At 42.5% G+C, this 25,475-nt stretch carries 17 protein-coding genes; 1 reads left to right on the plus strand and 16 read right to left on the minus strand.

Annotated elements, in window-relative coordinates; all coding sequences use genetic code 11:
- Positions 1–109: 109 nt before the first annotated feature.
- The 5 genes from QQK06_RS03400 to QQK06_RS03420 form a co-directional block, all read right to left on the minus strand.
- Positions 110–382, minus strand: coding sequence for a DUF4242 domain-containing protein (locus tag QQK06_RS03400; protein WP_284243197.1), 273 nt, complete (start codon positions 380–382; stop codon positions 110–112).
- Between the two features lie 85 nt (positions 383–467).
- The gene (locus QQK06_RS03405) at positions 468–872 is read right to left on the minus strand and encodes a DUF4267 domain-containing protein (RefSeq protein ID WP_284243198.1); all 405 of its coding nucleotides are present in this window, start codon (positions 870–872) and stop codon (positions 468–470) included.
- Positions 873–1,444: 572 nt separating this feature from the next.
- Positions 1,445–1,639, minus strand: a complete 195-nt coding sequence (locus QQK06_RS03410; protein WP_206482924.1) for a DUF4177 domain-containing protein — start codon at positions 1,637–1,639, stop codon at positions 1,445–1,447.
- Positions 1,640–1,889: 250 nt separating this feature from the next.
- On the minus strand, positions 1,890–2,219 hold the full coding sequence (locus QQK06_RS03415) for an antibiotic biosynthesis monooxygenase family protein (protein WP_284243200.1): 330 nt from the start codon (positions 2,217–2,219) through the stop codon (positions 1,890–1,892).
- The gene (locus QQK06_RS03420) at positions 2,216–2,554 is read right to left on the minus strand and encodes an NIPSNAP family protein (RefSeq protein ID WP_284243201.1); all 339 of its coding nucleotides are present in this window, start codon (positions 2,552–2,554) and stop codon (positions 2,216–2,218) included. Before QQK06_RS03420 ends, QQK06_RS03415 begins: the two co-directional genes overlap by 4 nt.
- Positions 2,555–2,642: 88 nt before the next feature.
- Between QQK06_RS03420 and QQK06_RS03425 the strand changes: the two genes are divergently transcribed.
- A complete protein-coding gene (locus QQK06_RS03425) occupies positions 2,643–3,338 on the plus strand; it encodes an ArsR/SmtB family transcription factor (protein WP_284243202.1) in 696 nt (231 codons plus the stop codon).
- A gap of 100 nt (positions 3,339–3,438) precedes the next feature.
- Here the strand turns inward: QQK06_RS03425 and pgi are convergent, their stop codons facing one another.
- The 11 genes from pgi to QQK06_RS03480 form a co-directional block, all read right to left on the minus strand.
- Positions 3,439–5,085 carry a glucose-6-phosphate isomerase gene (gene pgi / locus QQK06_RS03430; RefSeq protein WP_284243203.1) on the minus strand — a complete coding sequence of 549 codons (1,647 nt, stop codon included), beginning with the start codon at positions 5,083–5,085 and terminating at the stop codon, positions 3,439–3,441.
- Between the two features lie 37 nt (positions 5,086–5,122).
- On the minus strand, positions 5,123–7,699 hold the full coding sequence (locus QQK06_RS03435) for a glycoside hydrolase family 97 N-terminal domain-containing protein (protein WP_284243204.1): 2,577 nt from the start codon (positions 7,697–7,699) through the stop codon (positions 5,123–5,125).
- Positions 7,700–7,750: 51 nt separating this feature from the next.
- Positions 7,751–8,734 (minus strand): isoaspartyl peptidase/L-asparaginase family protein, encoded by a 984-nt coding sequence (locus QQK06_RS03440; RefSeq protein WP_284243205.1) that lies wholly within the window; start codon positions 8,732–8,734, stop codon positions 7,751–7,753.
- Between the two features lie 9 nt (positions 8,735–8,743).
- Positions 8,744–9,646: a glucosamine kinase nucleotide-binding domain-containing protein gene (locus QQK06_RS03445; protein ID WP_284243206.1), complete on the minus strand. Its 903-nt coding sequence runs from the start codon at positions 9,644–9,646 to the stop codon at positions 8,744–8,746.
- A 26-nt stretch (positions 9,647–9,672) separates the two neighbouring features.
- Entirely contained in the window at positions 9,673–11,904 is a 2,232-nt protein-coding gene (locus QQK06_RS03450; protein WP_284243207.1) for a GH92 family glycosyl hydrolase, read from the minus strand.
- An 85-nt stretch (positions 11,905–11,989) separates the two neighbouring features.
- Positions 11,990–13,780 carry a sodium:solute symporter family protein gene (locus tag QQK06_RS03455; RefSeq protein WP_284243208.1) on the minus strand — a complete coding sequence of 597 codons (1,791 nt, stop codon included), beginning with the start codon at positions 13,778–13,780 and terminating at the stop codon, positions 11,990–11,992.
- A gap of 20 nt (positions 13,781–13,800) precedes the next feature.
- The gene (locus QQK06_RS03460; RefSeq protein WP_284243209.1) at positions 13,801–16,329 is read right to left on the minus strand and encodes a beta-mannosidase; all 2,529 of its coding nucleotides are present in this window, start codon (positions 16,327–16,329) and stop codon (positions 13,801–13,803) included.
- 99 nt (positions 16,330–16,428) lie between these two features.
- Positions 16,429–17,166: a copper homeostasis protein CutC gene (locus tag QQK06_RS03465; protein WP_284243210.1), complete on the minus strand. Its 738-nt coding sequence runs from the start codon at positions 17,164–17,166 to the stop codon at positions 16,429–16,431.
- Positions 17,166–18,920, minus strand: coding sequence for an endo-beta-N-acetylglucosaminidase (locus QQK06_RS03470; RefSeq protein ID WP_284243211.1), 1,755 nt, complete (start codon positions 18,918–18,920; stop codon positions 17,166–17,168). Before QQK06_RS03470 ends, QQK06_RS03465 begins: the two co-directional genes overlap by 1 nt.
- A gap of 171 nt (positions 18,921–19,091) precedes the next feature.
- Positions 19,092–21,986 carry a discoidin domain-containing protein gene (locus QQK06_RS03475; protein WP_284243212.1) on the minus strand — a complete coding sequence of 965 codons (2,895 nt, stop codon included), beginning with the start codon at positions 21,984–21,986 and terminating at the stop codon, positions 19,092–19,094.
- Positions 21,987–22,066: 80 nt separating this feature from the next.
- A complete protein-coding gene (locus tag QQK06_RS03480) occupies positions 22,067–25,030 on the minus strand; it encodes a TonB-dependent receptor (RefSeq protein WP_284243213.1) in 2,964 nt (987 codons plus the stop codon).
- Positions 25,031–25,475: the final 445 nt, after the last annotated feature.

The following is a 25,475-nucleotide window of genomic DNA, read 5'->3' on the forward strand; positions in this document are numbered from 1 at the left end:
TTAATGAGCAAAATAAAGCTGGCTAAATTACTGTCCACCAAAGTGGTGCAAGATCAAAGCGAACAAAGCCAGCTTTACTTTGTCCGCTTTAACAGCTTGTTAGTTTACTTTATTCCGCTGTGGTTGGATCGATAACACTTTTAACTTCATTTACTGCTGTAATAGGAAATTCTCCCTTTTCAGCGTGCTTTCGAATCATATTTTCATCCGGAGCGATGTAAACACAATATATTTTATTATCAGTAATGTAACTTTCGACCCATTGGATTTTAGGTCCTAACTCTTCTAATACATCACAGGACTTCTGGGATATACCTTGTAAATCATTACTAGATAGTTTTCCCGCTCCATCGAGTTCTCGTTCAATCACATATTTAGGCATTTTAACTCTCCAATTTATTCGGGAGTTAAAAGTATAGTCGAGCTAGCAACAACTAAGTAAAATAACGCCTCACGATGTCCTATTTTTATAGACTTTTTTGGGTAATAACCTTTTTTAATACGAAGAAGATAATTAATAAGTACACAATAGTCGCAACATGCTTAGCAACAACCTTAAATGGTGCTTGAGCTTCATATGCAAGTAACCCATCAGTAATTGGCATAACAACTGCAAATAATGCCCCCCACATTAAAACAATATAATTTCGAGTATATAAAAGATAACCAAAAATTAAGGTAATGAAGATTGTACGCGAACCATATATTTTCACCCAATCAGCATCCATACCCGAAAAAAGTTCAGTGCCTCTGACGAAAGAAAACATAGCTGGGTCAATGAAAGCAAAAGTACCATAGAAACCCTGTAACAAAACTATGAGTGCAACTAATACAAACCCTACTTTTTCCAATTTAGTACTTTTATTTGTCATAATACCCATATTCACCTGAATTATAGAAAAGCCTAACGCCGCGTTAAGCGGCACATAATTGTTTGCTAAAATGTGAAGCGTAGCGGAACCGAGCAAACTGTTAGCAGCCCCGCTTTAAATTTTTGTTATATTTTGTTTTTAATAAATTTAAAGTGAAACCAAATATAGTAAATTGATGCTAGTGTACCTATTGGTACAACTATCAAGTTAACAACAGCTACCCAGATGGTATATGGATATGCCTCTTCTTTGTTTCTATTTAGGCAGTATCCTGAGAATAATAGCGTAATTGAGAATGGAACTAAAATAGCATTCCACATAACATTTTCTAGGTAGCCTAAGCAAAAATTATATATAAGCATTGCACTCACAAAGAGTAGCATGCAACCACCTAAGATAAAAAATAATGTACTAAGTATTTTGCGATGCTTATCCAAATGCCACCAGAGAAAAATAACGCCTCAATAAGAGGCAACAAATAGTTGGTTAAAATTGGCGACGCAGGAGTAAAAACCAACGGTATTTTTTGTCCGGCTTTCGTGCCTTGTTAGGCATTTAAAGTCTATAGGTAACTAAACTTCTTTTTTCATGACGCCAGCAAATTCCAATCCACCTTCGAGCTCACGGAAATCGACATTAACAAGTTCCCACCCCTTAGTTCCAAGAGAGTTTAGGTAGGCTTCTACATCTTCACGTTTTCTTCCTTTGAATAGCCCCGCCGATTCGACATCTCGAGTATCAATAATTTTATATTCGTACTTTTTCATTCGTTCTCCATAACCTCATTGAATGATGTATGCCTAACCGCTTATGAGAAGGAATCCTTCTCATAAGTTACGGTAGAGAATAAATTTCTTTTTTGTTTTAACTCGCCCAAAGTACCAGTTCTTATCAAGCATATCAATTAGATACTAAAGCTCATTCTCGTTTTTAACGGAGAAAGGAGAATGGTTCTCGCTTTTTTGATAAAAACGAGAACACACCAAAGCTGTATATTCATATAGCACTTAAACAAAATTAAGTATCCGGCGCCTGTTCTCGTGCTGTCATACCATAATCACGCATCACATTTGCCACGCGGATACGATAATCCTCAAACAGTTGTTCCCTTCCTTGCTGCTGTGCTGCACGATGAATCATTTGCTGACGCCAGCCTTTCACCGATGCTTCATCTTGCCAGAAAGATAACGACAAGTATCGATTGGCACTAGCGACACTTTGAAAACGTTCTATCGAAATAAAGCCCGGCATCTTCAGCAAAATATCTTTTAACTCCGCGGCACGCTCAAAATACTGTGCCTTATTTTCTTGGTTTTTGATTTCTACTTCAAAAATTACGGCAATCATTTATACTCCTTAGCTGCTTGCTGATAAGTTGATGGCACTACTTGCAAAAAGGTCCGTTTTTCCGAGCGAATAAACTTAGCACTTTGGGCAAAATTAAAGTTTTGCTTACCATAACTATCGGCAGTTAATCGTGCACGATACGCTTCATAATCAGCAAGCGTATTAAAACTGATCAAACCATATGCGGTGTCATTGGTACCCTCATAAGGCAAAAAGTAGCCGACTAACTCACCACCACATCTAGGAATAATCTCTCCCCAGTTTTTCGCATATTGCTGAAACTCTTCCACTTTAAATGGGTCGATTTGATATTCAATAAAACATGTGATCTTCATTACTATTGTCTCCTATGGTTTTTTAAGGCAGTCTAATGCTTTTAATTAACCATGCTTCGATAGCGATCGAACTATAGAGATTTTATTTTTGGAACCAGATATTGCTTTTATCGCCCGCCTGATTGGTGATCACGCCCGCGCCCGAATGTTAACTGCGTTAATGGGGGGAAAAGCACTTACAGCAACAGAGTTAGCATTAGAAGCTGAGATCACGTCCCAAACTGCCAGCAGTCACTTAGCCAAACTGGTAGCAGGAGACATACTGCGGATGCGCAAGCAAGGCCGTCACAAATATTTTCAGCTCTCAGGTCAGCATATTGCACAATTACTGGAGCAACTGCTAACGATAAGCGCTAATTTTCCAACTTCAACAATCTCGACAGGCCCAAGCGATCAACGCCTGAGAAAAGCAAGGATCTGTTATGATCATCTTGCAGGCGAGGCTGGTGTTGCCTTATATGATGCCTTAAGTGACAACGGATATATTATTGCGCAAGCAAGTGACACCTTATTAACAGCGCAAGGACAAACCTTTTTCACAAATCTGGGGGCAGACTTTAATGCACTTAATAAAAACAAACGCCCGCTTTGTAAGGCTTGTCTGGATTGGAGTGAACGCCGTGACCATCTCGCCGGCAGCCTGGGACAATGGATAATTAATGATATATTGGCAAGAAAGTGGGCAGAGAAAGACTTAGATTCAAGAGCGATAACTTTTAGCAAACAAGGTATGGTGTTTTTTATTAAACACTATCAACTCTCTAGCAGGTTATTAAGCGCTTAGTCGTTTACCATTGTCATTGAACCGTCTCCCCGTAACTAACTTAAGCGCGCTACGGGTGACAGTTTTTGTATTGCTGGTTATTAAAACGCCTTCGCGTTAATTATTTCTTTAATACGCCCAAATAGAACTGCATTAAACCACTGGTTGAACTGTCATGCTGCATATTAACGCTGCCCTGCTCTAGCTCTTTCTGAATATTATTCGCTAGACCTTTACCCAATTCAACGCCCCATTGATCGAACGAACAGATCTGTAAAATAATGCCCTGAACAAAAATTTTGTGCTCATAAAGTGCAATTAAACAGCCTAAAGAATACGGCGAAATACGCTCCATTAAAATGGTATTAGTAGGACGATTACCTTTGTGCACTTTATGTGGAGCAACTTTATCGATATAGGCTTCATTTCGTCCACTGGCGCGTAAATCAGCCCGCACCTGCTGCTCATTCACACCAGACATCAACGCTTCAGTTTGCGCAAAAAAGTTCGCCATTAACGTTTCATGATGACCTTGTACTGGAGTGACACTTTCCACCGAGCCAATAAAGTCAGCCGGGACTATATTATTACTTTGATGCAAATACTGATAAAACGCGTGCTGACCATTAATGCCAAGCTCGCCCCAAATTGACGGTACAGTCGAATAATCAATACTGTCACCATCCCAGGTTACCGATTTACCATTACTTTCCATTTCAGCCTGTTGCATATAAGCACTCAACATATGCAGTGATTGATCATAAGGTAGTATCGCCTGCGACTGCGCGCCTAAAAAGGTACAGTTCCACACACTTAACAGTGCCATGATCACCGGTGCATTTTGCTCTAGCGGTTGTTGGCAAAAATGCGTATCTATGGCATGCGCTCCTTCCAGTAATTCAATAAACTTATCAAAGCCTAGATCCAGCGCAATTGGTAAACCAATCGCCGACCACAGTGAAAATCGCCCGCCAACCCAATCCCACATATCAAAAATATTTTCTTCACGAATACCAAAACTCATGGCATTCGCTTTATTAGCCGTTACCGCGACAAAATGCTTAGCAATGGCTTTATCATCAAAAGAAGCAGACGTCAGCCATTTCATTGCCGTACGAGCGTTAGTCATAGTTTCTGTGGTAGTAAAGGTTTTACTGGACACAATAAACAGCACCTTTTCAGGATTAAGCGGCCTGAGTACATTCGCAATTTGGGTGCCGTCGACGTTCGAGACATAGTGAACATTAATACTGTCATCACTGTATTGTTTTAATGCTTCTGTGACCATTTGCGGACCTAGATTAGAGCCACCGACGCCAATATTAACGACATCGGTAATGCGTTTACCTGAATAGCCACGCCAATGGCCTTGACGCACAGTGTCACTAAATTGTTTCATTTTAGCTAACGCAGACTCCACACATTCAGTAACATTTTCACCGTCGAGCAATAAAGGGGTTTTCGCCCGATTACGCAACGCAGTATGTAATACCGCGCGCTCTTCCGTACGGTTGATACGTTCACCGCTGAACATTTTTTCCCGCCAAGACTCAACGTCACACTCACGGGCAAGCGCCATCAGCTTGTCCATGGTGTCTTTCGTTACCAAATTCTTAGAGTAATCAAGCAACATACTGGGTAATTGAAGAGAATATTTGTTAAAGCGCTCGCTATCTTGAGCAAATAGCTCATTCATATGTTGACTCTTCATGTCTTCAGCATGGCTGACCAGTTTTTTCCAGCTATTAAGTGATGTTCTAGATGTCATGATTTCCCTTAAAAATAACTATTTATTTCACCTGGTATTAATGAGCAATAATTTCATCGGCAAAGATAAAACATTCTTGCCCAGCGCGTATATGCCAACTTGGCAATTTTGCTAGATTTTTCGCTTGCACTCGAATATAACGCGCAGCTTGGCGATTAAATGTGACAGAAAAACGTTTTTGCTGATAATCAGGCATATTTTCTTGTGATTGATATGACAGTTCACCAACACCACTGAAGCGCTCGCCATCACTCGATAAAGCAAAGCGTACCTGACTTGGCAATAAAATAGAATGCAAAACACTTTGCAAAAATTCAATTTCAATCGATGAAATTTGTTGTTGCGCGCCAAGATCGATTACCACATCTAAATCTTTCTCACGATAGCCTTGCCATAGCGTTTGATAATCGGCTCCGCCGATAATACCGTCAACTAACGCATTATCACCGCCAGCACTATAACTTTCATCATATTGGCTTAATATTTTTATCGGCTTATTAACCGCCAAATGATCAACAGTTTCAATCTCACCGTAACGTTTTGCCTGTTTAAACCGTTCAAAATTATCACGTGCTTGCTGATTATGCCGTGCAATCAATGGCTCATCAGTCGGCTTTGCCGTGACTGGCGTAAGATACATAGCATGACCGCCACTGCCGGCAAGTGCAACGCTTAACTTATCACCTTTTTTTACTCTATATGACTGAATGTTAATAGCAGTTGGATTTGCTTGATAACTGGTATTATTTGCATCGGCAAATATCCGCGCGAGATAAGTCGTCTCAGGAGCCAAAAAATCCAGCGAGAAAGTTAGTAAGCGCGGCTGCTCATCGGTCATACTGCCAATAAACCACTGCTGTTCAGCACGCCGGGCAGTGATAATGTAATCACCAATCTCACCCGTTAAGACTCTAGTTTCATCCCAGGTGGTTGGCACTTTTTCGATAAATTCAAACGCCGGTTGCTGGTGATAATTTTCGATCATATCCGCCGCCATCTGCAATGGACTATAAAGCACGACATACATTGCTAACTGCCGAGCCAACGTTGAATGAATGCGGTATTGCTGCTGCGGATCAAATAAAATATTAAAAATCCCCGGCGTATAATCCAATGGCCCAGCTAATAACCGGGTAAAAGGTAAAGTCACTGTATGTTCTGGTGGATTACCAGCGCTCCAGCCATTCCATTCCATACCGCGCGCGCCTTCACGGGTCATCATGTTCGGGTAGGTGCGGCGCAGTCCGGTTGGCTTAATCGGTTCATGGGCATTGACCATAATTTGATGCTTCGCTGCCATTTCCAACACCTTACGGTAATGACTGACCATTTGCTGTCCATGATGATACATGCCTTCGGGCACCATATGGCCGGCATAGCCAGTTTTTATCGCGTGGACACCGGCCTCTTGGTAAAGCTTAAAAGCTTTATCCATCTGTTTTTCATACATCGGGATATTACCGCCGGTTTCATGATGGCCAATTAACGCAACGCCGCGCTGCTTGCCATAATCCACAATTTCTTTTAGATCAAAATCTCTATAGGCCTTGGTAAAATCCTGAACATTCAAAGCGCTGTGCCAGCTTTCCCAGCCTTGATTCCAGCCTTCAACCAGTACGCCGCCAATATTGTGCTGGGCGGCAAAATCCATATAGGCCTTGGTATTTTCCGTAGTAGCGCCGTGTTTAGGCCCTGCCTGCCAAGTATACTTTCGCATATGCATGCCCCACCAGATCCCTAAGTATTTCATCGGTTTGATCCAGGAGGTATCCGCAACCACACTCGGTTCATTAAGGTTAACGATCAGATCGGATTCAATTAGCTTCGCAACATTATCCGCCACCTGTATCGTACGCCACGGGCTGTTAAACGGCGTTTGACCTTTGACTTTAATACCGTCCGGCCAAGGAACTAAATCACTCACTAAACGATAAGGATGCCCCTTACTTTTTACTAACGTCATACCGGCATAATTAGTCAGTGCCGCTTCATGAATACTAAAATATTGACCCGTTGCACTTTTAAAAGTGATAGGTGTATTGACCGCCTGCACTTTTGTTAACGGCGTTTGCTGATACAGCGCTTCGTAACTATCATAATCCGCCGGCGTCCACCAACTTTGTAGATCTTCAGTAAAGGTAAATTCCGTTTGTTCTGAAGTCATAGCAAAAGCTGTGATGTTAGGCTGCAAAGGCAATTGATAACGAAATGCGACACCATCATTATAAACGCGAAACACTATCTCTAACTGACGCGATAATTTCGTAGTTTCGATTAACTTAACCGTTAATTCCCGATAATGATTTACCGCCTGTTTTGACTGTCCCCACAATTTTTTCCAGCTTTCATTAACCTCACGCTCAGCCGCAGAAACTAAGACAAAATTTTCAGTTAACGCAGGTTGTTGAGAAAATTCAAAGCCAAGTTTCGACGGCGCAATAATTTCATTCTTATGGCTAAAAACCCGATACTTGGCGACACCGTTATCGATTAGAAACTCAAGTTGTAAATGATTATCCGGCGAGCGAATAAGTTTGCTTTCTCCACCATAGCCAATCGCCATATTGCAAAGCATTAGCATCAGCAAGGTCAGTAACACAGGAAGTTTTAACATGCGTATGTTTTTTAAAATAATGAGAATTGAACGAGTCAGCGATTTGCCGACTCAAGATAAAATACTTTTAGCATCAATAAGTTCAGTGCCAGATTTAGCCGTTACAGCATAATTAAAGCCCGGTTGAATACAATAAGAGCCATACTCACCTGATTTACTTAATGCCAAAAAGCCAACCTGAAACTTTTGGTAGTCACCAAGTTTATCGGCGATACGTTCAACCGCCGCCATACAAGCCTCAGTAGGACTCATGCCTTGACGCATCATCTCAACCACTAAATGACAACCAACGGTTTTGATCATTAACTCGCCCATGCCAGTAGCTGTTGCCGCCCCCACTTCATTATCAACATACAGCCCAGCGCCAATAATCGGTGAATCCCCCACTCGCCCTGCCATTTTATAGGCAGCACCGCTGGTCGTGCAGGCACCTGATAAATCGCCATTATTATCTAATGCCAACATGCCGATGGTATCGTGATTTTCAATATTGATCACCGGCTGATATTTTGATTGTTTGAGCCATTCTCGCCAGTCAGCTTCCGCCTGCTGAGTAAGCAAGTTTTCTTCCTTAAAGCCTTGCGCTTTGGCAAATTGCAACGCGCCCTCTCCCACTAACATCACATGTGGGGTTTTCTCCATCACCAAACGAGCAACAGAAATAGGATGTTTGATATGTTGCAGGCAGGCGACTGAACCGGCGTTTTGCTGTTCATCCATAATACAGGCATCTAAGGTAACGTTACCTTCCCGGTCAGGATATCCGCCCAAGCCAACCGTACGAACATTCGGATCAGCTTCCGGTACGCGCACACCTTGCTCTACCGCATCTATCGCTTTACCGCCATGTTGTAACACTTGCCAGGCCGCCTGATTGGCCGCTACCCCATGCTCCCAAGTTGAGATCACTATCGGTTTAGTAGCGTGTGATGGCACGGCCTTTTTTTCCTTTGCGATTACTCGAGACAATATTCCGGCGCCAAGCGTTGACGCTCCAGCCAAAGAGTACTTTAAAAATGCGCGTTTACTGGTCATGATCCCGCCTTATGATAATGATGTGCTAATTAACTGATGTTGCTGTTTGGCAAAACAAATAGCGCCGTATTCTGCACTGTGAATTGGTGCTGATAATTGCGTCACTATGTCGCTATCTAAATAATGCACTAACTGCTGTGCAACGCCGCCAATGAGCGAAATACGCGGCGGGTTGGTTTGTGCCAGCTGTTTGATAATCCGGGTTAAAAATTCGCTGCTATCAGCAATAATGTGACGAGCAACAGTATCTCCCTGCTCTGCCGCTCGAAAGACTAACGGCGCTAAAGTGCCATATTCTCTTGCTTTCGCATCGGCCAGTTTGTCTGCTAACAGATAACCTCGAGCTTCAAGCTGCTCAAATAACAATTCACTGAGCAAGGTTTGTGGTGCTAAATGATCATGAGCCAGTAATGCTGCCTGAACCGCCTGATAACCGAGCCAGGAACCACTACAATGATCCGCTTGCAAAAAGCCATAACCACCAATTGCTGTTTTTTGCCCGTTCACCATAGACAAGGCACTAAAACCGGTACCGACAATCACCACCGCACCATCTTTACCATCATGAGCGCCAAGAGTGGCAGCATGGAGATCATCGGTATAATAAATCGCATGAAACGGATGCTGCCACTGCTCCATCATTGTCCGATAACGAGGTAAATGCAGCCCAGCGAGCCCTGCACCAACCACAAGTCGCTTAAGATGCTGTTCTGATAAACCCGCCTGACATAACGCCATATTGATTGCATTAGTCATTGACTGGATCACCGTCGACAGGCCATGAGACGGATTGGCGGTGCCGCCTAACCCCTGACCTAATAATTCCCCGGATGGACCGACAATGCGAACCCGGCAATTAGTGCCTCCACCGTCAATACCTACATATAAAATATCACTGTGTGTTGTATTCATTGTGTTTGCCATTAAACCTGTCGTTATCACTGCTGAAATAAAAAGCTTAATGAACCACCTGCCATAACTTCATCATATGTCAGATAATGACGTTTTAAGCTTTGCCCGTTAAGCTTAATCGCATCGACAAAATTATCGCCTGTGTTACCTTGCTCACCAATAACAAATTCTTTATTGTCCGCCAGCTTGATCGTAACCTGCTCAAATAATGGTGTGCCAAAAACAAAACGTCCATCAGCTGGGTTAACCGGATAAAAGCCCAGTGCACTTAACACATACCATGACGACATTTGTCCAACATCATCATTACCAGCTAAACCATCGGGTTCAGCGCGATACATACGTTCCCTGATCTCTTTGATCCGCGCTTCACCTTTCCATTTTTGCTGAGTAAATGCATATAAATACGGAATATGATGACAAGGTTCATTGCCATGAGCATATTGACCGATAAGCCCAGAAATATCGGGAGAAACATCGCCTTCCATCTCAGAACTGACGGTAAATAGTTGATCAAGTTTATTGATAAACGCCTGCTCACCACCAAACAAAGCCTTTAAACCGATAACGTCATGCGGGACAAACCAAGTATATTGCCAAGCATTTGCTTCGGTATAATCGGTGGTGCGATGATCAACATGCGTCGGGCTAAAGTTTTTCACCCATCGCCCATGTTGATCTTTACCGCGCATAAATCCAACATTGGCATCAAACAACTGGTTATAAGCCTGTGCTCGCTTGCTAAAATACTGATAATCTTTCTCTTTATCCAGAGACTTAGCTAATTGCGCAATCGCCCAATCGTCATAGGCATACTCCAGCGTTTTTGACACCGCTTCAACTTCGAGCTCTGACGGGATATAGCCGTATTTACGGAACAAATCGATACCAAAACGATTTTGCATTGCCGAGGTTTTACTCGCTTCTAACAGTTTTTCGCCACTGACAGTTGTCAATCCTTTTAAGTAGGCGTCAACCAGCACTGGCACCGCATGGTAGCCGATCATGACATCGGTTTCGTTCGACATCAGATCCCAGGTCGGCAACACGCCGGCTTCATCGTAAAATGCGACCATGGATTTGACTAAATCATCGACGAGTTCTGGGTTAGTAATAGTTAATAGCGGATGCAAAGCACGAAAGGTATCCCACAATGAAAACAGGGTATATCGATTATAGCCATCTGCTTTATGAGTTTTACCATCAGCGCCATAATATTCACCGTTGGCGTCACTAAAGAGATGGGGCGCAATAAAGGCATGATAAAGCGCAGTATAGAACTTAGTTTTTGAAAGCTTATCGCTATCTTTAACCTCAATTTTATTGAGTTGATTACGCCATAAATTTTCAGCCGCCAACTTTGTTTTTTCAAAATCAAATTCCGGCGCTTCCAACGCTATATTTTTGCCGGCACCGTCGATACTCGCATAAGAAATGCCGACTTTTACCGTGATACTGTTCCCTGCTGATTGCGGAAAACTCAATACTGCTTCCGTTTTCTCAGCCTGCACTGTGTCTCCACTAACCGTAGTTTTATCTTGATATAACTGATAGTTAAACGGTTGACTGAATTCCATAGTGAAATATACCGGTTGGAACTTGGCCCAGCCGGACGATTTACGATAGCCAACAAGTTTAGTATCACTTTCTACCTTAAAATAAGTGTCCACCGCTTTGTCATAGTTTTGTGCATAGCCCAAGTCCACTAACAATTGCGGCGTTCCTTTGTTGCCAAAGGTGTATCGATGCACGCCAACGCGCGCACTGGCGGTAAGTTCAGCTTTAATATCAGGTTCACTAAGATACACCGAATAATAACCCGCTGACGCTTGCTCATCTTCTTTTTGATAAGTAGCGTAAAGGTGCTTCATTTCGTTGTCTGTATTTTGCGGATAGCTTGAGACAAACGGCATCACCAGAATATCCAGTAAATCACCAACGCCAGTGCCAGATAAATGGGTATGACTAAATCCCAATAAAGTACTGTCGGAATAATGATAACCTGAGGTCCAGTCCCATCGTTCTTTCGTTAAGTTATCCGGGCTTAACTGCACCATACCAAAGGGGACAGTAGCGCCAGGAAAAGTATGACCGTGGCCACCAGTGCCAATAAACGGATCAACATAGGAAAGTACATCTTGCTTCGCCACATTTTCGGTTTGTAGTTGCGATGTGTTTTCTGTAGCTACTTGCTCTTTATTACAGGCGAATAACAATACGAATACTGCGCCTAAACATGCCATCGATTTTTTCATCATAGTTACTTAATTCTTATAATTCATTACTTAATATTTAGTCATTTTAACAACAACTTTCTCGCGTATTGACGCTCTCTAAAAGCGGTTAATCCTCTAATTTGTCGTACCAATTTTTCTTTAAAATAAAAGAAGTCACTAACATCACCACCAAGGCTATTGCCATAGAAAAATGCTCTTTGATCACTAGGTAAATAGGCAATACCACCAAAGATATTTGCCAGGTCATGCCAACCACAATGTTAAACAGATCACGATAAAAATGACGGTTACCTTTAAAGTCAGGATTTTTCGCCACTACCTTGTCATGAATAGGCTGCCAAAAGCCCCAAGGCCGGACATTTTGATAAAATGCCATGAGCACTTCATCATCTTCCGGCGGTGTCATAAAGGTACCAACAATCGAACCCATCAATCCAGCGAGCAATAAAAACGGAAATGCATATAAAGGTTGTAGCTGCGGAAACAATAAAGGTAGTGCTAATGACGCAGCAAGCCCTGAGATCATGCCCCAAAAATAACCATAAGCATTAAAACGCCACCAATGCCATTTCAGTAAATTCGCCGCAGCATAGCCACCGAACAGCGCCCCAAAAATCCATTGCATAATGTCGTTAATGCTAGTGATTAAAAAACCGACACCAACACCAACAACCACTAACAAAGTCGATACCAGATAACTCATCAGTACATATTCGCGCTCGCTGCCATCAGGCTTGAAGTAGCGTTTATAGACATCGTTAACCAAATACGCAGGAGCCGCGTTAACCGATGCAGCATAAGTTGACATAAAGGCCGCCAGTAAACCGGCAATTAGTAAGCCGCTTAAGCCAACCGGGATAAAATGACTAATGGCATAAGGCAAAATTTGTTCAAAATCAAAGATCTTATTGCTAGATTGGAGCTCAGGCCCGATATAAACCAGCGCCAGTACAGTTAAGCCCGCCACCATCATATAACGAGGAAAAAACATCACTAACGAGACAATTCCACTCATTTTTGCCGCGTCTTTTGCTGATTTTGCCGCTAAAATACGCTGCATATCGTAATTAGGTACAGGCCCCGCCAAGCTCGATAAAACGCCTTTAAACAGCATCATCATAAAAAAGAAACCAAACAGGCTAAAGCCATCATCCTGAATTTTCTGATTAACCGAATCTATTACTCCACTCCAGTTTAAATCAAGCTGCCAGCCAAAAAACAAGTCTTTCCATCCCTCAGGAGTCGCCTCGGCTAACGCCTCTGCACTCACCATATCCATCGCAATTACACCAACGGCTATTGCTGCTATGGTCATAATAATAAACTGCAATATTTCGGTAAAAACCACGCTATACATGCCACCTTTGACCACATATAAAGTCGTGACAGCAAAAATAATTAATGCGTAAGTGTCAGGTGATAACTGCCAGGGGAAAAAGATCACCGCAAATTTTCCTATGCCTTTAAATGCATATGAGATAAAGCCAATAGCACTAACAACTGCAAAAATCACCACCGCAAGATGACAAAGCTCAGCGCCCCGGCCGGTGCCAAATCGCGTTTTTAACCATTCAGCGCCTGTCATAACATTAGAACGACGTAACCAGGCAGATAAATAGACCATCAAAAACACTTGATTGAAAATCGGCCAAATCCAAGGCAACCACGCACTTTTTAAGCCATAAACAAAGCACATAGACACCAGCCACATGGTACCTGCGATATCAAACATCCCCGAAGCATTCGACACGCCTAACGCCCACCAAGGGATTTTGTTGCCTCCTAAAAAGTAGGCATCTAAGTTAGAGGCTGCTTTTTTTGAGATATAAAAACCAATCCCGACCGTGATCAGTAAATACAGCGCAATAATAAGCAGATCAATGGGATGTAACGACATAAAGAACCTTATAATTATTGTTATTGATAGCTCTGTGCAATCGACATTAGCTTAATCTTTTCTGGCAATAAAGAAACTTCTGCTTCACTTAACTCACCAACAGCGAGACTAACTTGCTTTTCACGCCCTGGTAATAAATCAAAGAAGTTATCCGACCAATTTCCGCTATAGCCCTCAAGCGAAACATAAACCTGACGCGCTAAGCTATTCGCACGAACAGTTAGCTGTAACTCTCCCTGATGATAACGACAGTGACAGTGAAATTCCGGCAATTTCAACGCCAAGTCTTTGGTACAAGCAAAATAGTGAAATGCTTCACTTATCGGTTGGTTAAATGTATCAACCAAACTAAGCTCAGCAACAAAGACAAGGTTAGTTATATCCTGACCGGCGACTAAAGCCGCAACAGACTGTGAGTTCACTTGGCTAACCGCTAATTGAGGCACAACTACCTGCTCACTGCGGGAATATAAAACCTCTCCGTCCAAGGTTAATACTCGCTCCGTCAACTGACATTTTGTTGCCGTTAACGCGTCGGACACAATATTCGTCAATAACTGCCCGTCTTGCTGATCAATAAATACCGTGATTGGCGCAAAGCTACGTTTCGCTTGATAATGCAAGGCTTTCCAGCGGCCGTAATAATCAATGCCTGACCAGGAAGCCACCGGCCAGCAATCATTAAATTGCCAGTACAGACTTCCCATACAAAATGGCATAGCAGAGCGGTGTGCCTCAAACGCAACTTTCATTCCCAATCCCTGTTGCACCTGGCTTAAATATAGAAAATATTCAAAGTCTTTTGGCTCACGATACTCTTGTTGCATATATTGCTTGATTAAGCTGTTACCACGAGGATGCTTTTGATGGGTTTTCATCACCTTGGAGTCTAACTGCCAGTCTTGTTCACTGCTGTAATTTTTGACCGAGGCGAGCAAGGGAAACGACTGAAAACCAAATTCACTCATAAAACGAGGCACACGGTTTTTAAACTCGCTAAAAGGTTCTTCGCCATGCCAGACGCCCCAGTAATGATTATCTCCCCGGTTGTCATCGGCTTTGTTTTCCCAAAAACCTATCGGTGATGATGAAAAATAAAAACGTTGCTCATCCAGATCAGCCACCAACTCAGGCAAAACAGATTTAAACAACAAGTCATAGTCTTGTTTTAAGCGTTGATATAGTTCATCAGAGTAATTAAAGGTTTCTGGCCATTGCCAAAATTCGATGCCCATTTCCGTTTCATTATTACCGCACCATAGCGCTAAGCAAGCATGATTTCGTAAGCGTTTCATATTGTAAGTGACTTCCTGTTTAACATTTTCGATGAAGTCACTGTCGCCCGGATATAAACTGCAGGCAAACATAAAGTCCTGCCAGATCAAAATGCCGTGCTGATCCGCTAAGCGATAAAATTCATCATTTTCATAGATGCCGCCGCCCCAAACTCGGAGCATATTCATATTTGCTGCAACGGCGTCTGTGAAAATTTGCTGATATTTTTGCTCATTAACTCGCGGCAAAAAACTATCAGACGGAATATAGTTCGCCCCTTTCATAAAGGTGGGTACGCCGTTAACCTTAAGATAAAACGACTCACCATGTTGATCTGGTTGATTCACCACTTCTATGGTTCTAACACCGATATCCAATAACTGGCTATCAATAACCTGTCCATTATCAGCAAGCTCAACTTCAAACTGATATAAAAATGGCTCGCCGAGGCCATTTGGCCACCACAGCTTAGGATGCTCTATGTTAAGCGACAGTTGAAAGGTTTGTTGCTCTGCACTAACTAGTGAAATTTGCGCAGTGATACCATCAATATTCAAACAACTGACGGTAAGCTGCCCGCTAAATGCCTGATAATTTTGTAAACTAATATCAAAGCTCAGCTTAGCAACTTCTTCAGATACTTGTATTTGCTTAACATTAACGTTTTCTATCCGTGCTTTCTCTATGCCCTGTAATTTTATCTTGCGCCAGATGCCAGAAGTCACAAAGCGCGGGCCCCAGTCCCAGCCATAATGATACGGTGCTTTACGGGTGAAAACGCTTAGCCGTTCCTGTGATTTATCGTTCTCTGCCGGATAGGTAAAACCATTACGGTTAAACGTCGGCATCACTTCATTAATGGGTGAGCGAAATTCTAGCCTTAGTTCATTTTCACCAGGCTCTAACCATTGCTTACACCCGATTCGATAACCGACAAACATATTATCATTACGATGAATCAAGTGATTATTAAGATAAACCTGACAATAAGTATCAAGGCCATCGATCACCAACTCAACTTCATCTAAAGCCAGTAAGGCCTGTGTAACATTAAACTGCTTACGGTAATGCCAGTCCTGATGTTCAATCCATTGTAACTGCGCTTCCTGATCGCGATAAAAAGGATCGCTAATAACACCGTTTTTCAGTAAATCGGTAAAATTACACCCTGGCACATTTGCAGGTAACCAATTTTCATCACCAGCTTGTCGAAACTGCCACGATCCATTGAGGCATAACGTATTCGACATTTTTGAAACTTCATTATTTGGCATAGATAAATTACTTCACTGTTATATTTTTGCTCGTTCATCGCCAGCAACTGCAATCGATTACAAAACAAACGAATCGTGCAATAGCTAACCTTGCTTGAACTAACTGTTTTGACTAACGTCCGCGTTGACTAACGCACGGACTCTTAATGATTCAACACGTTCATTGATTAATACACTCGAATAGGCATGCAATGACAGCTTTGCCTTATCACTTGCTAAGTGCGCTAAAATATCACCGGCGTTTTCTGGCGCTACCCCGCCGGCAATGACTATTTCCATATGCTGCTGTGCTAAGTTCACCAGAGACTGCAACCGACTCATACCAGCTAATGCCCCCAATTGACTGCCCCAAGCCGTACCACTGGTTAACACGCGATCAACACCAAGGGTAATCAATTGCAACAATGCAGTTTTTTGCTCCGCTAGCGCATCAAACGCGCGGTGGATCCCTACTTGCAACGTTAAGCTTTTCGCTACTTCCACTAAATGTTTTATCGCGCTGATATTGAGTTCGCGGCCATTTTCACTTAGCACACCAAAAACCACCCCGTCGGCACCAGCCTGAGCCGCTTGGTTAATCTGTTTTGTCATTAAGCTGATTTCCTGCGCGTTATAGCAAAAATCACCTGCCCGCGGCCGGATCATCACCATCAGACCTGTGCATTGTCCCATGGCTTTTCGCGCTGTCATTATCGCGTCAATACTCGGTGTTAAGCCTTGTTGCGCCATCTCACTACAAAGTTCAATCCGTTGTCCGCCACCACGGATAACATTAGTAACATTGTGAAACAGCCGCTCCTGGTTATCACTGGCTAAGCAAATCTCAACAATATTCATTAGTCAATTGCCATCTCGCCAAGATTAGCTGAAAACTCACCACTGTTATGACCGTGAATAAGCAACCCAACTTTTTCAATGACCTTGCCCTGATAAGCAGACAAATCAATGTTAGTGGTATGCCAGTTATTATCTTCGCTGCTTAGCGGAAATTTGATCTTGCCGTGTTCTGATATTTCCAACCACAGCCAAAGTGCCGGGGTAGCAACATTATGTTTGAAACTTACGGATAACTGATGTTCATGTCTAAGGGTAAAAGCAGTTTGATACAAAGGAATTGAGGCATATTCAACATTAGAGTTAGCACGCAATGCGAGTGAATTACCGCCAGAAAATGCCTGAGTAAAATCATAAAACACTGATACCGCATCACTGCCATCAATGGCAAATTGCCAGGTGGGCAAGATATCTTGCTGACTGACATCATGCCACTCTCCTTGGGTTTTCACGCCAGCTGAGGCCTTAAATAAGCCATGTCCGGTATTAAAACTGGTGGCAAATGGCAAACTCGTTAATGGCGATTTCGCTGGCACATACTGACCAATTCCCGGCCATTGGTCATCGAGATCTTGCTGCGCCAAATTACCATCTAAGCCAGCAAACAATTGAGTTTCTGCACGATAAAAACGGCGATAATCCTGCTTATTGGTTTTAAAGTTACTCAATGCTGGAGTATTTGAGTTACCCGAAAAATTATAGTTAACTGCACTGGCAAATAACGCGATGGAGCTTAGCCCTTTTTCTCCATTTTCAGGAAATAAGGCGGTTAGCCAGTCACTACGTTCAAATATCCGTTGAGCATTGCGAGCCGGCGATAAATCAGCGCCGAAGTATAACTGATAAGGGGAGCGATTAAGCGCTTTTGCCTGCTGGTGAGAATCATTCACCATCTGCTGATCCCACCAGTAATTAATAAACATCGCATCACTCATACGGCGATGTTTTTCCTGAAAGAATGGGCTGTTTTTAGCATTCAGTTCATTTTGCCAGCGCACTGAGCCATTGAGTAACATTGAATCATACCAGTGAATTTCCATGCCGTTTGGTGCTTTTTGGGTTAAATATTCCATAAAATGCTGCATTTTTTTTCCAAGCATTGCAGCATTTTGATATTCAAACTGCTCCGTTAATACCTCACCTTTAGCATTTTTTACCCGAGTTAAATCAGTTTCAGGGTTAATTAACCAGCCATCAAAACCATAATATTGTGCGATAGCGACCAGTTTATCCGCGATAATGAAATTGCCCTCGGCATCTTGTTGTAATAACCGCTCAACCGTCGCCACGTCACCGCCATATTGTGCGACTGATAAATAAACCGTGCCGATAACTTTAACGCCATTACGATGAGCCGTTTCCACCCAAGGCCTTGCCGGCAAACTTACGGTTTCATTAGCCGTACCAGCAAACCAGTTCAACACATCGATGTGAGACCAATGGGTGAAGTTATAAAGATTAAACTTTTGCTGTTCGCCGATATAATTTGCCAAGTTATTCATGCCATCAGGTGCGATCAGCACTTTCACCTTGCTATCAAGCTTAGATTCACTAAGGCTTAGCTGAGCAACAAAGCGCGGTTGCAAACTCACATGGGAAACATTGTTGCTATCTGCCCATTTAGACTCTGGCGTCCAAGTCTCAACCTGCGCCATGGTTAACGAAAATGGCGGACGATTCTGATTAATCTCGGCCCGGCCCACTTTTGAGAGCACTAACCAAACCAAAATAATGCAGTAAATCTGTGGTAACTTCATCGGTAACTATTATTCTCTTATCAATTTTATTCGTTTGTCTTCTGAGCACTGCCAAACAACAAACGAATACCATGAAAAAAGTAAGAAATAGTGTGCATGCAGCGTAGGATTGGTGTGTAAGGGAGACAATCTAAATACACACACACTATTTCTTAACAAACTAACATTTCATTATAAATCTGGGCCTATCAGCTCAATTTCAGCAATTTGCATCAAGGTATCATCACCTTTATTTTTGGTGATATTGATACGATAGCTGGTAAACGCAAAACCATTGCCCATTTCAAATAATTTACGCTCAAAGCGATTATCCCAAGACTCACCTACCCAAGAACTTAATGTCGTCCAGGTAGCGCCGCCATCGTTTGACCCTTGAATATTAAAGTTTTCCGGATCGCGGTTATCAGCATCATTGGCACTGGTGATAGCGATACTGCTGACAATTTTCGCTGCTGGTAAGTCAACTTGTACCCAAGCTGGATTTTCTTCTGTCGGTGCACCGGCCCAGTCGTTGTGATCTAACCATTTGGTATTAACGTCATCATCAAACACCTTCTCTTCCGATTCCGCGTCACCGATACGATTACGGGCAGTAATAGCCACTCCCGGCACGCTTGAATGGTCAATCGATGAATATTGCGGGCCGATTAGTTCAATTTCAGCCACCTGCATTAAGGTATCATCGCCTTTATTCTTCGTGATGTTAACCCGATAATAATTGAACGCGAGATCGTTGCTAAAGCTAAACTCTTTACGTTCAAAACGCGCATCAAAGCTTTCACCTAACCAGCTGGCTAATGGCATCCAGGTTTCACCATCATGTGATGCTTCAATATTGAAGTTTTCCGGATCGCGATTATCAGCATCATTAGCGCTGGTTAAGGCTAACTTATTGACTGTAGCCGCTTGTGGTAGCTGTACTTGTACCCAAGAAGGGTCTTCTTCCGTTGGCGCACCCGCCCAATCGTTGTGATCTAACCATTTAGTATTTATATCACCGTCAAAGGCTTTAGTTTCTGCTTCACCGTCACCAATACGGTTACGGGCCGTCACGGTAACACCAGCGACCATTCCATGGTTAATATCAGGCAATTTAGGACCAATCAGTTCAATTTCACCGACCTGCATTAAGGTATCATCGCCTTTATTTTTGGTGATATTCAAACGATAAGAGCTATAAGCCAAGCTATTGCCAAAGTTAAACAACTTGCGTTCAAAACGCTCGTCGAATGACTCGCCTAACCAGCTCGCTAATGACGTCCAGGTTTGACCACCATCGTTTGAACCTTGAAGGTTAAAATTCTCTGGATCGCGATTATCAGCATCATTGGCACTGGTTAATCCTAAGACGTTCACTGCCACCGCTTCTGCAAAATCAACCTGTACCCAAGATGGATCTTCTTCTGTCGGCGCACCCGCCCAGTCGTTGTGATCGAGCCATTTGGTTTCGGCGTTATTATCAAACGCCATCATTTCAGATTCTGCATCACCGATACGGTTACGCGCAGTCACTGTGATCCCCGCAGCATCAGTATGATCAGCACTCGCATAGATAGGACCAACAAAGGCAATTTCCGCCAGCTGCATTAAGGTATCATCACCTTTGTTTTTCGTAATGTTTAATCGGTAATAGCTATATTCCAAACCGTTAGAGAAACGAAACTCTTTACGCTCAAAACGCTCGTCGAATGACTCGCCGATAAACTCGGCTAACTTAACCCAATGCTCACCATCATTAGAGGCAACAATATTAAAGTTTTCCGGATCCCTGTTGTCAGCATCATTGGCACTGGTAATAAACAAGCTACTGACGGCATGCGGTTCAGCAAACTGCACTTGAAGCCATGACGGGTTTTCTTCACTTGGTGCTCCGCCCCAATCATTATGATCCAGCCACTTAGTATTGACATCACCATCAAACGCCATCATTTCAGATTCACCATCACTAATACGATTACGCGCAGTAATAATGGCACCTGCCATGTTCTCACTGGTGGTCACTTCCTGCATCGGGCCTGAAGAGCTTTGTTCATCAAACAAGGCTAATTCGATATCCATTATATCGTCAGCGGTTAATCCAAAACCTTGTACTATTGGACTAGCGTTTAATGCATTATATAAAGGTTGGCGTAACGCCACTAAGGCATCCGGATTTCCAGCTAATGCTGCCTCAAGATTAGCATAGGCCGCAAATAGTGAAGCATTCTGATTATAGCCTTCTGCAAAGCTTGAAAATGCCCCATTGATGAATGATAAGAATGCCGTATTATCTGACACATAAACATCATGACATTGCTCTTCATAGGTTGCATTACCATCATCATCTAATACCGGTTCATCGTTTTCATCGACAATTGCCACGTCCTCACAGACATTATCAGTAATAAAATTATTAAAATCTTCTGCACTGACTAATTGTTCATTGAACACGTTAATATTATTAGCATTAATACCTAATGCTTTCAGTACAATTGCTGAATATTCTGCCTGCGCCAATTCCAACAATTGCAAAGTCGAAACATTACGACCTTCAGCAATATCACGCTCAATAAGTTTTGTCGCAAAAGTGGTTAAGACATTCGCGTGATAATTAGCGGCAGCTTCACCGTTAGCTCTGCTGGCATAAGGTACAGATAAGTAAGCTAAAGTACTTAATTTAGTGCCGGCTATTGCCGCTCCAGAAATCGTACCGCCAGTGGCAGTATTACCACAATTGTCAGAGTCACAGACCATCATCGAATCGTTATCGGCAGTGATAGTCACTTTCACTATGCTGCTAATACCAAAACCAGGTTCGCCTTGAACTTCAAGATAATTCTCGCCATGGGCATCGGTCTGTGCATCACCACCAATGATAGTTAACTGTGAACCGTTTAATGCGGTGACGCTAACGTCGGCATAAGACAAAGTACCTTTTATTGCATTACCTGTAATACCCGCACTGGTAGTTTTAATCGTCACCGGAATACTTTCAGCCTTTGGATCATTGCTACCGCCACATCCACTAAGCATTCCTAGCATTAGTGCAGTAGAGATCGCGACTAATGAGAATTTCGCGTTTTTCATTGTTATTCCTCTTCTAAATTCGTGTTTATTGCTCTAGTTAAGGGCGTTTTTTTATCAACTGTTATTGCGCCCTATTGAGACTAAAAGCTATAAGAAATACCGGCATAAATACGACGGCCCGAATATGAATTACTGCGATACCTAGCTGTGGTATCGTCACCAACGTGAGTAAAGCTCTCTGATTCAGTCAAATTAATCACAGATGCAGTGGCCACTAAATCGTCGGTAATATTGTATGAAGCGTTAATATCTATCTGATCATAACGATCAGCATAAACATTCATGCCATTAGCTATACCCAGTAAGGTATCGCCTCGCAGGTTATAAGATGCACGCACGCTAAAGTCTTCATTTTCAAAATAACCGGAAAAGTTAAATTGAAAATCAGCGCTACCAATTAAACCTGATTCACCGATTTTATTACCGGCGACATCAACATCCGCTTTATTGGTATTGTTGTGGGTATAGTTACTATAGAAACCGAAACCGTTTTCAAACGCGTGTTGGATAAAAACTTCCACACCACGAGATGTCGCATCTGAGCCGTTACCAGAAGTACTGTAGTTTTCAAGTGGCACATTATCACCACCAGCAGTGACGGTTTGTCCAGCAATCTCAAAAGTGCGACTAGGGATGTCACGTGTAGTATCGATAGTTAATGGGACAACAAAGTTATCAACGTCTTTATTGAAAAACGCAATACCAACCGCTGAGCCTTCACCATAGTAATACTCAAAACTGATATCTGTTTGCAATGCTTCAAATGGTTTTAAGTTTTTATTACCACCAGATCCTGACCAACCAGGAATAGTATTAAATTCAGCACGATCAGATGCGAATTCATTGGAAATCCAAGTTAAACGCTCCTGACTACCTAAAGAGCTGTAATCTGGTCGAGAAATAACTTTGGCAATCGCACCACGGATCACTAGCTTATCAGAGGCTTCATAAGCAATATTAAAACTAGGAAGTACCAGCGTATCACTATTATTTTGCGAGACTAAAATATATTCTTCTTCAGAATAATCATCACCACTTAGCTGATTGCCATCAGCATCCCAATAATCTTTAAAGAAAGTAAATAAGTCAGTCGAAGCCCCGGTAGTATCGGTTTTCACCACACGCACTCCAAGGTTGCCACGATAGCGATCTGACTGGAAATCACCTTGCAAATAAGCCGAGGTTATTTTCTCTTCAATATCATAAATAAAATTAGGCTCACGACGCGTATATTTAACAAAATTATCGCTTAAATAACTGGCATACCTATCCCAATTAATCGATGGCATAATGTTGATATTAAAGCCACCTGGAATATTCCCCATAGGGTTAAAATTCATAATTGCGGCAGCATCCGGCATGCCATCATTCCACTGATAACTATCCGCCCGAGTAATACCGTTAGCGCTAGCTTCACCAGCGGCAATATCAAAATCAGGAGACAAATAGAAAGTATTACGGGTTTCCCGATGCAAGGTAGCATTCCGATATTTAGCACCGGCGCGAATGGTGTGGAAAATCCCCAATTCAACATCGAAATCGAGATCGAGTTGAGCATAATCTTCTTCAAGCGAGCTGCGAACAAAACTTGAATTAGATGAACCTGGATCGACACCGCCGCCAATTCCCGCTTGCAGATTAGTCAAAATATTCGGATCCATATACATGGTCATTTTGTTATCTTTAATTGCCCAGCCCGAATATTGCGCGGCATTCTCGATCTCTGCTTCACCGGTATCTTTATTCGATGCATAATAAGCAGCTTCATAGCGCTCTTTTGGTCCACCTTCAGCTTCGGTATGACCGGCAACAAATTTTAACTGAAAATAATCCCCTGTGTAGAGCCCTGAAAAATCAAAAGTATCCGACGTAGACTCTTCACGATTATAAACACCACGCACCCAAGGGAAATGCATCATTTCCTCAGTACCCGTCGCACCGACGCTGTAATCTAAGCCGGTAATAATTGTTTCTGAATCATCAAGGCTGACATTTGTGACAGTGCCATTAGTCAAACTCCACTCAGGCATATCAATTGCTGATAAGGTCGAATCAAGTCCTAACTTAAACCCAAAATAGTTAAAGGCTAGCTCTAGATTATCTGTTGGTCGCCACTGAGTGGTAAACTGAAAACCTTCACGATCACGGGTTTCTTCAAACACGCCAACCCGGGTAAATTGTGGTACCCAAACGCCTTCATACTGACGACCTCTGGCATCTACCACTGAGGCATTAGTTAAAGTATTTTCAACCAACTGCCCATTTACATCTGCTGATGTACTGGACGGTCCTGTCCAACGCCAGGTATTGGCACTACCGGAAAGACTACGGTTAGTACGTTCTTGCTTGGTATAGCCGGCTAACACCCCAAAGGTTTCTGCATCATTTTTCCAGGAATAAACCCCGGTAAATTGCGGCTCATGGTCATCAGTCACATCAGCATAAGTAGACTCAATAGCAAAAGTACCGGAATTCGCATCCATATCAAATGGCTTACGGGTATGTAACAAAACGGTACCACCGACACCACCTTCATCTAATCGAGCCTCAGGTGATTTAAATACTTCGACTTTCTGAATCATCGCCGAAGGCAACAATGCATAATCAAATGATCGTGATGGCTCCCCCGGCGATGACGCAATAAAATTACCGTTAAGTTGCGTGAAAGTTAAGTCTGATGACAAGCCGCGTATGCTGACGGTTGACCCTTCCCCCCCACTACGCTGAATCACCACCCCAGGTACCCGCTGCAAAGAATCTGCAACGTTCTTATCTGGGAATTTACCTATATCTTCTGCGGTGATCGCATCGACCATCGCATTAGATAGACGCTTAATTGATAAATTGCGTGCGGAACTTGCAAGAATACCGCTCACCTCAATTACTTCGATTGCTTCTTTTTCATCAGCTTTCTTTTTATCAACTTCTACTTCTTCTGCATGCGCTAGCCCCATCGAGCACAAAACGGCAGTGCAAATGACAGATTTTCTAAAGGATGCAGAGAAAGGGATATGGACTGGTTTTCCAGTTTTACTCGCCTTCATGTAATGTTCTCCCAGATACTTTGTTTTCGTTTTAACATTATTATTTTTACCGGAGTATTGTTTGCTCTAAATTGCCCTGGTGTAATGACTTACCAATATTATTCATCACTGCAGACACTATTAAACAAAACACTGTAATCGATTGCAACAAACCATAATAAAAAAAGCTATCCATAACTGTCATAAATAGCCTTATTCCACTATATATTCACTTAAAATACACAACTGCAATCGATTACAGTGACTTTGATACTAGTGACTATTTATTCGGCTGTCAATAGCTAATCAGGTTATTTATTACGCTTTTTTTGTTTACCAAAGATAAAGCTAGATAGAAAGAATATGCGATATTATAGGAAAATACAGAAAAAATAACCAATATAACCAGATAGTTAGACAAACCTACGCTCACTAACCATCTCAGGCATTTAAAAATGAGAAAAGC

The sequence above is a fragment of the Thalassotalea insulae genome (assembly GCF_030161395.1).
Taxonomy (GTDB): Bacteria; Pseudomonadota; Gammaproteobacteria; order Enterobacterales; family Alteromonadaceae; genus Thalassotalea_E; species Thalassotalea_E insulae.

What these genes read in the sequence shown, in the direction of transcription:
- QQK06_RS03400 (WP_284243197.1), bottom strand. Translation starts at nt 382, where the DNA reads ATGCCTAAATATGTGATTGAACGAGAACTCGATGGAGCGGGAAAACTA.
- QQK06_RS03405 (WP_284243198.1), bottom strand. Translation starts at nt 872, where the DNA reads ATGACAAATAAAAGTACTAAATTGGAAAAAGTAGGGTTTGTATTAGTT.
- QQK06_RS03410 (WP_206482924.1), bottom strand. Translation starts at nt 1,639, where the DNA reads ATGAAAAAGTACGAATATAAAATTATTGATACTCGAGATGTCGAATCG.
- QQK06_RS03415 (WP_284243200.1), bottom strand. Translation starts at nt 2,219, where the DNA reads ATGATTGCCGTAATTTTTGAAGTAGAAATCAAAAACCAAGAAAATAAG.
- QQK06_RS03420 (WP_284243201.1), bottom strand. Translation starts at nt 2,554, where the DNA reads ATGAAGATCACATGTTTTATTGAATATCAAATCGACCCATTTAAAGTG.
- pgi (WP_284243203.1), bottom strand. Translation starts at nt 5,085, where the DNA reads ATGACATCTAGAACATCACTTAATAGCTGGAAAAAACTGGTCAGCCAT.
- QQK06_RS03435 (WP_284243204.1), bottom strand. Translation starts at nt 7,699, where the DNA reads ATGTTAAAACTTCCTGTGTTACTGACCTTGCTGATGCTAATGCTTTGC.
- QQK06_RS03440 (WP_284243205.1), bottom strand. Translation starts at nt 8,734, where the DNA reads ATGACCAGTAAACGCGCATTTTTAAAGTACTCTTTGGCTGGAGCGTCA.
- QQK06_RS03445 (WP_284243206.1), bottom strand. Translation starts at nt 9,646, where the DNA reads ATGAATACAACACACAGTGATATTTTATATGTAGGTATTGACGGTGGA.
- QQK06_RS03450 (WP_284243207.1), bottom strand. Translation starts at nt 11,904, where the DNA reads ATGATGAAAAAATCGATGGCATGTTTAGGCGCAGTATTCGTATTGTTA.
- QQK06_RS03455 (WP_284243208.1), bottom strand. Translation starts at nt 13,780, where the DNA reads ATGTCGTTACATCCCATTGATCTGCTTATTATTGCGCTGTATTTACTG.
- QQK06_RS03460 (WP_284243209.1), bottom strand. Translation starts at nt 16,329, where the DNA reads ATGCCAAATAATGAAGTTTCAAAAATGTCGAATACGTTATGCCTCAAT.
- QQK06_RS03465 (WP_284243210.1), bottom strand. Translation starts at nt 17,166, where the DNA reads ATGAATATTGTTGAGATTTGCTTAGCCAGTGATAACCAGGAGCGGCTG.
- QQK06_RS03470 (WP_284243211.1), bottom strand. Translation starts at nt 18,920, where the DNA reads ATGAAGTTACCACAGATTTACTGCATTATTTTGGTTTGGTTAGTGCTC.
- QQK06_RS03475 (WP_284243212.1), bottom strand. Translation starts at nt 21,986, where the DNA reads ATGAAAAACGCGAAATTCTCATTAGTCGCGATCTCTACTGCACTAATG.
- QQK06_RS03480 (WP_284243213.1), bottom strand. Translation starts at nt 25,030, where the DNA reads ATGAAGGCGAGTAAAACTGGAAAACCAGTCCATATCCCTTTCTCTGCA.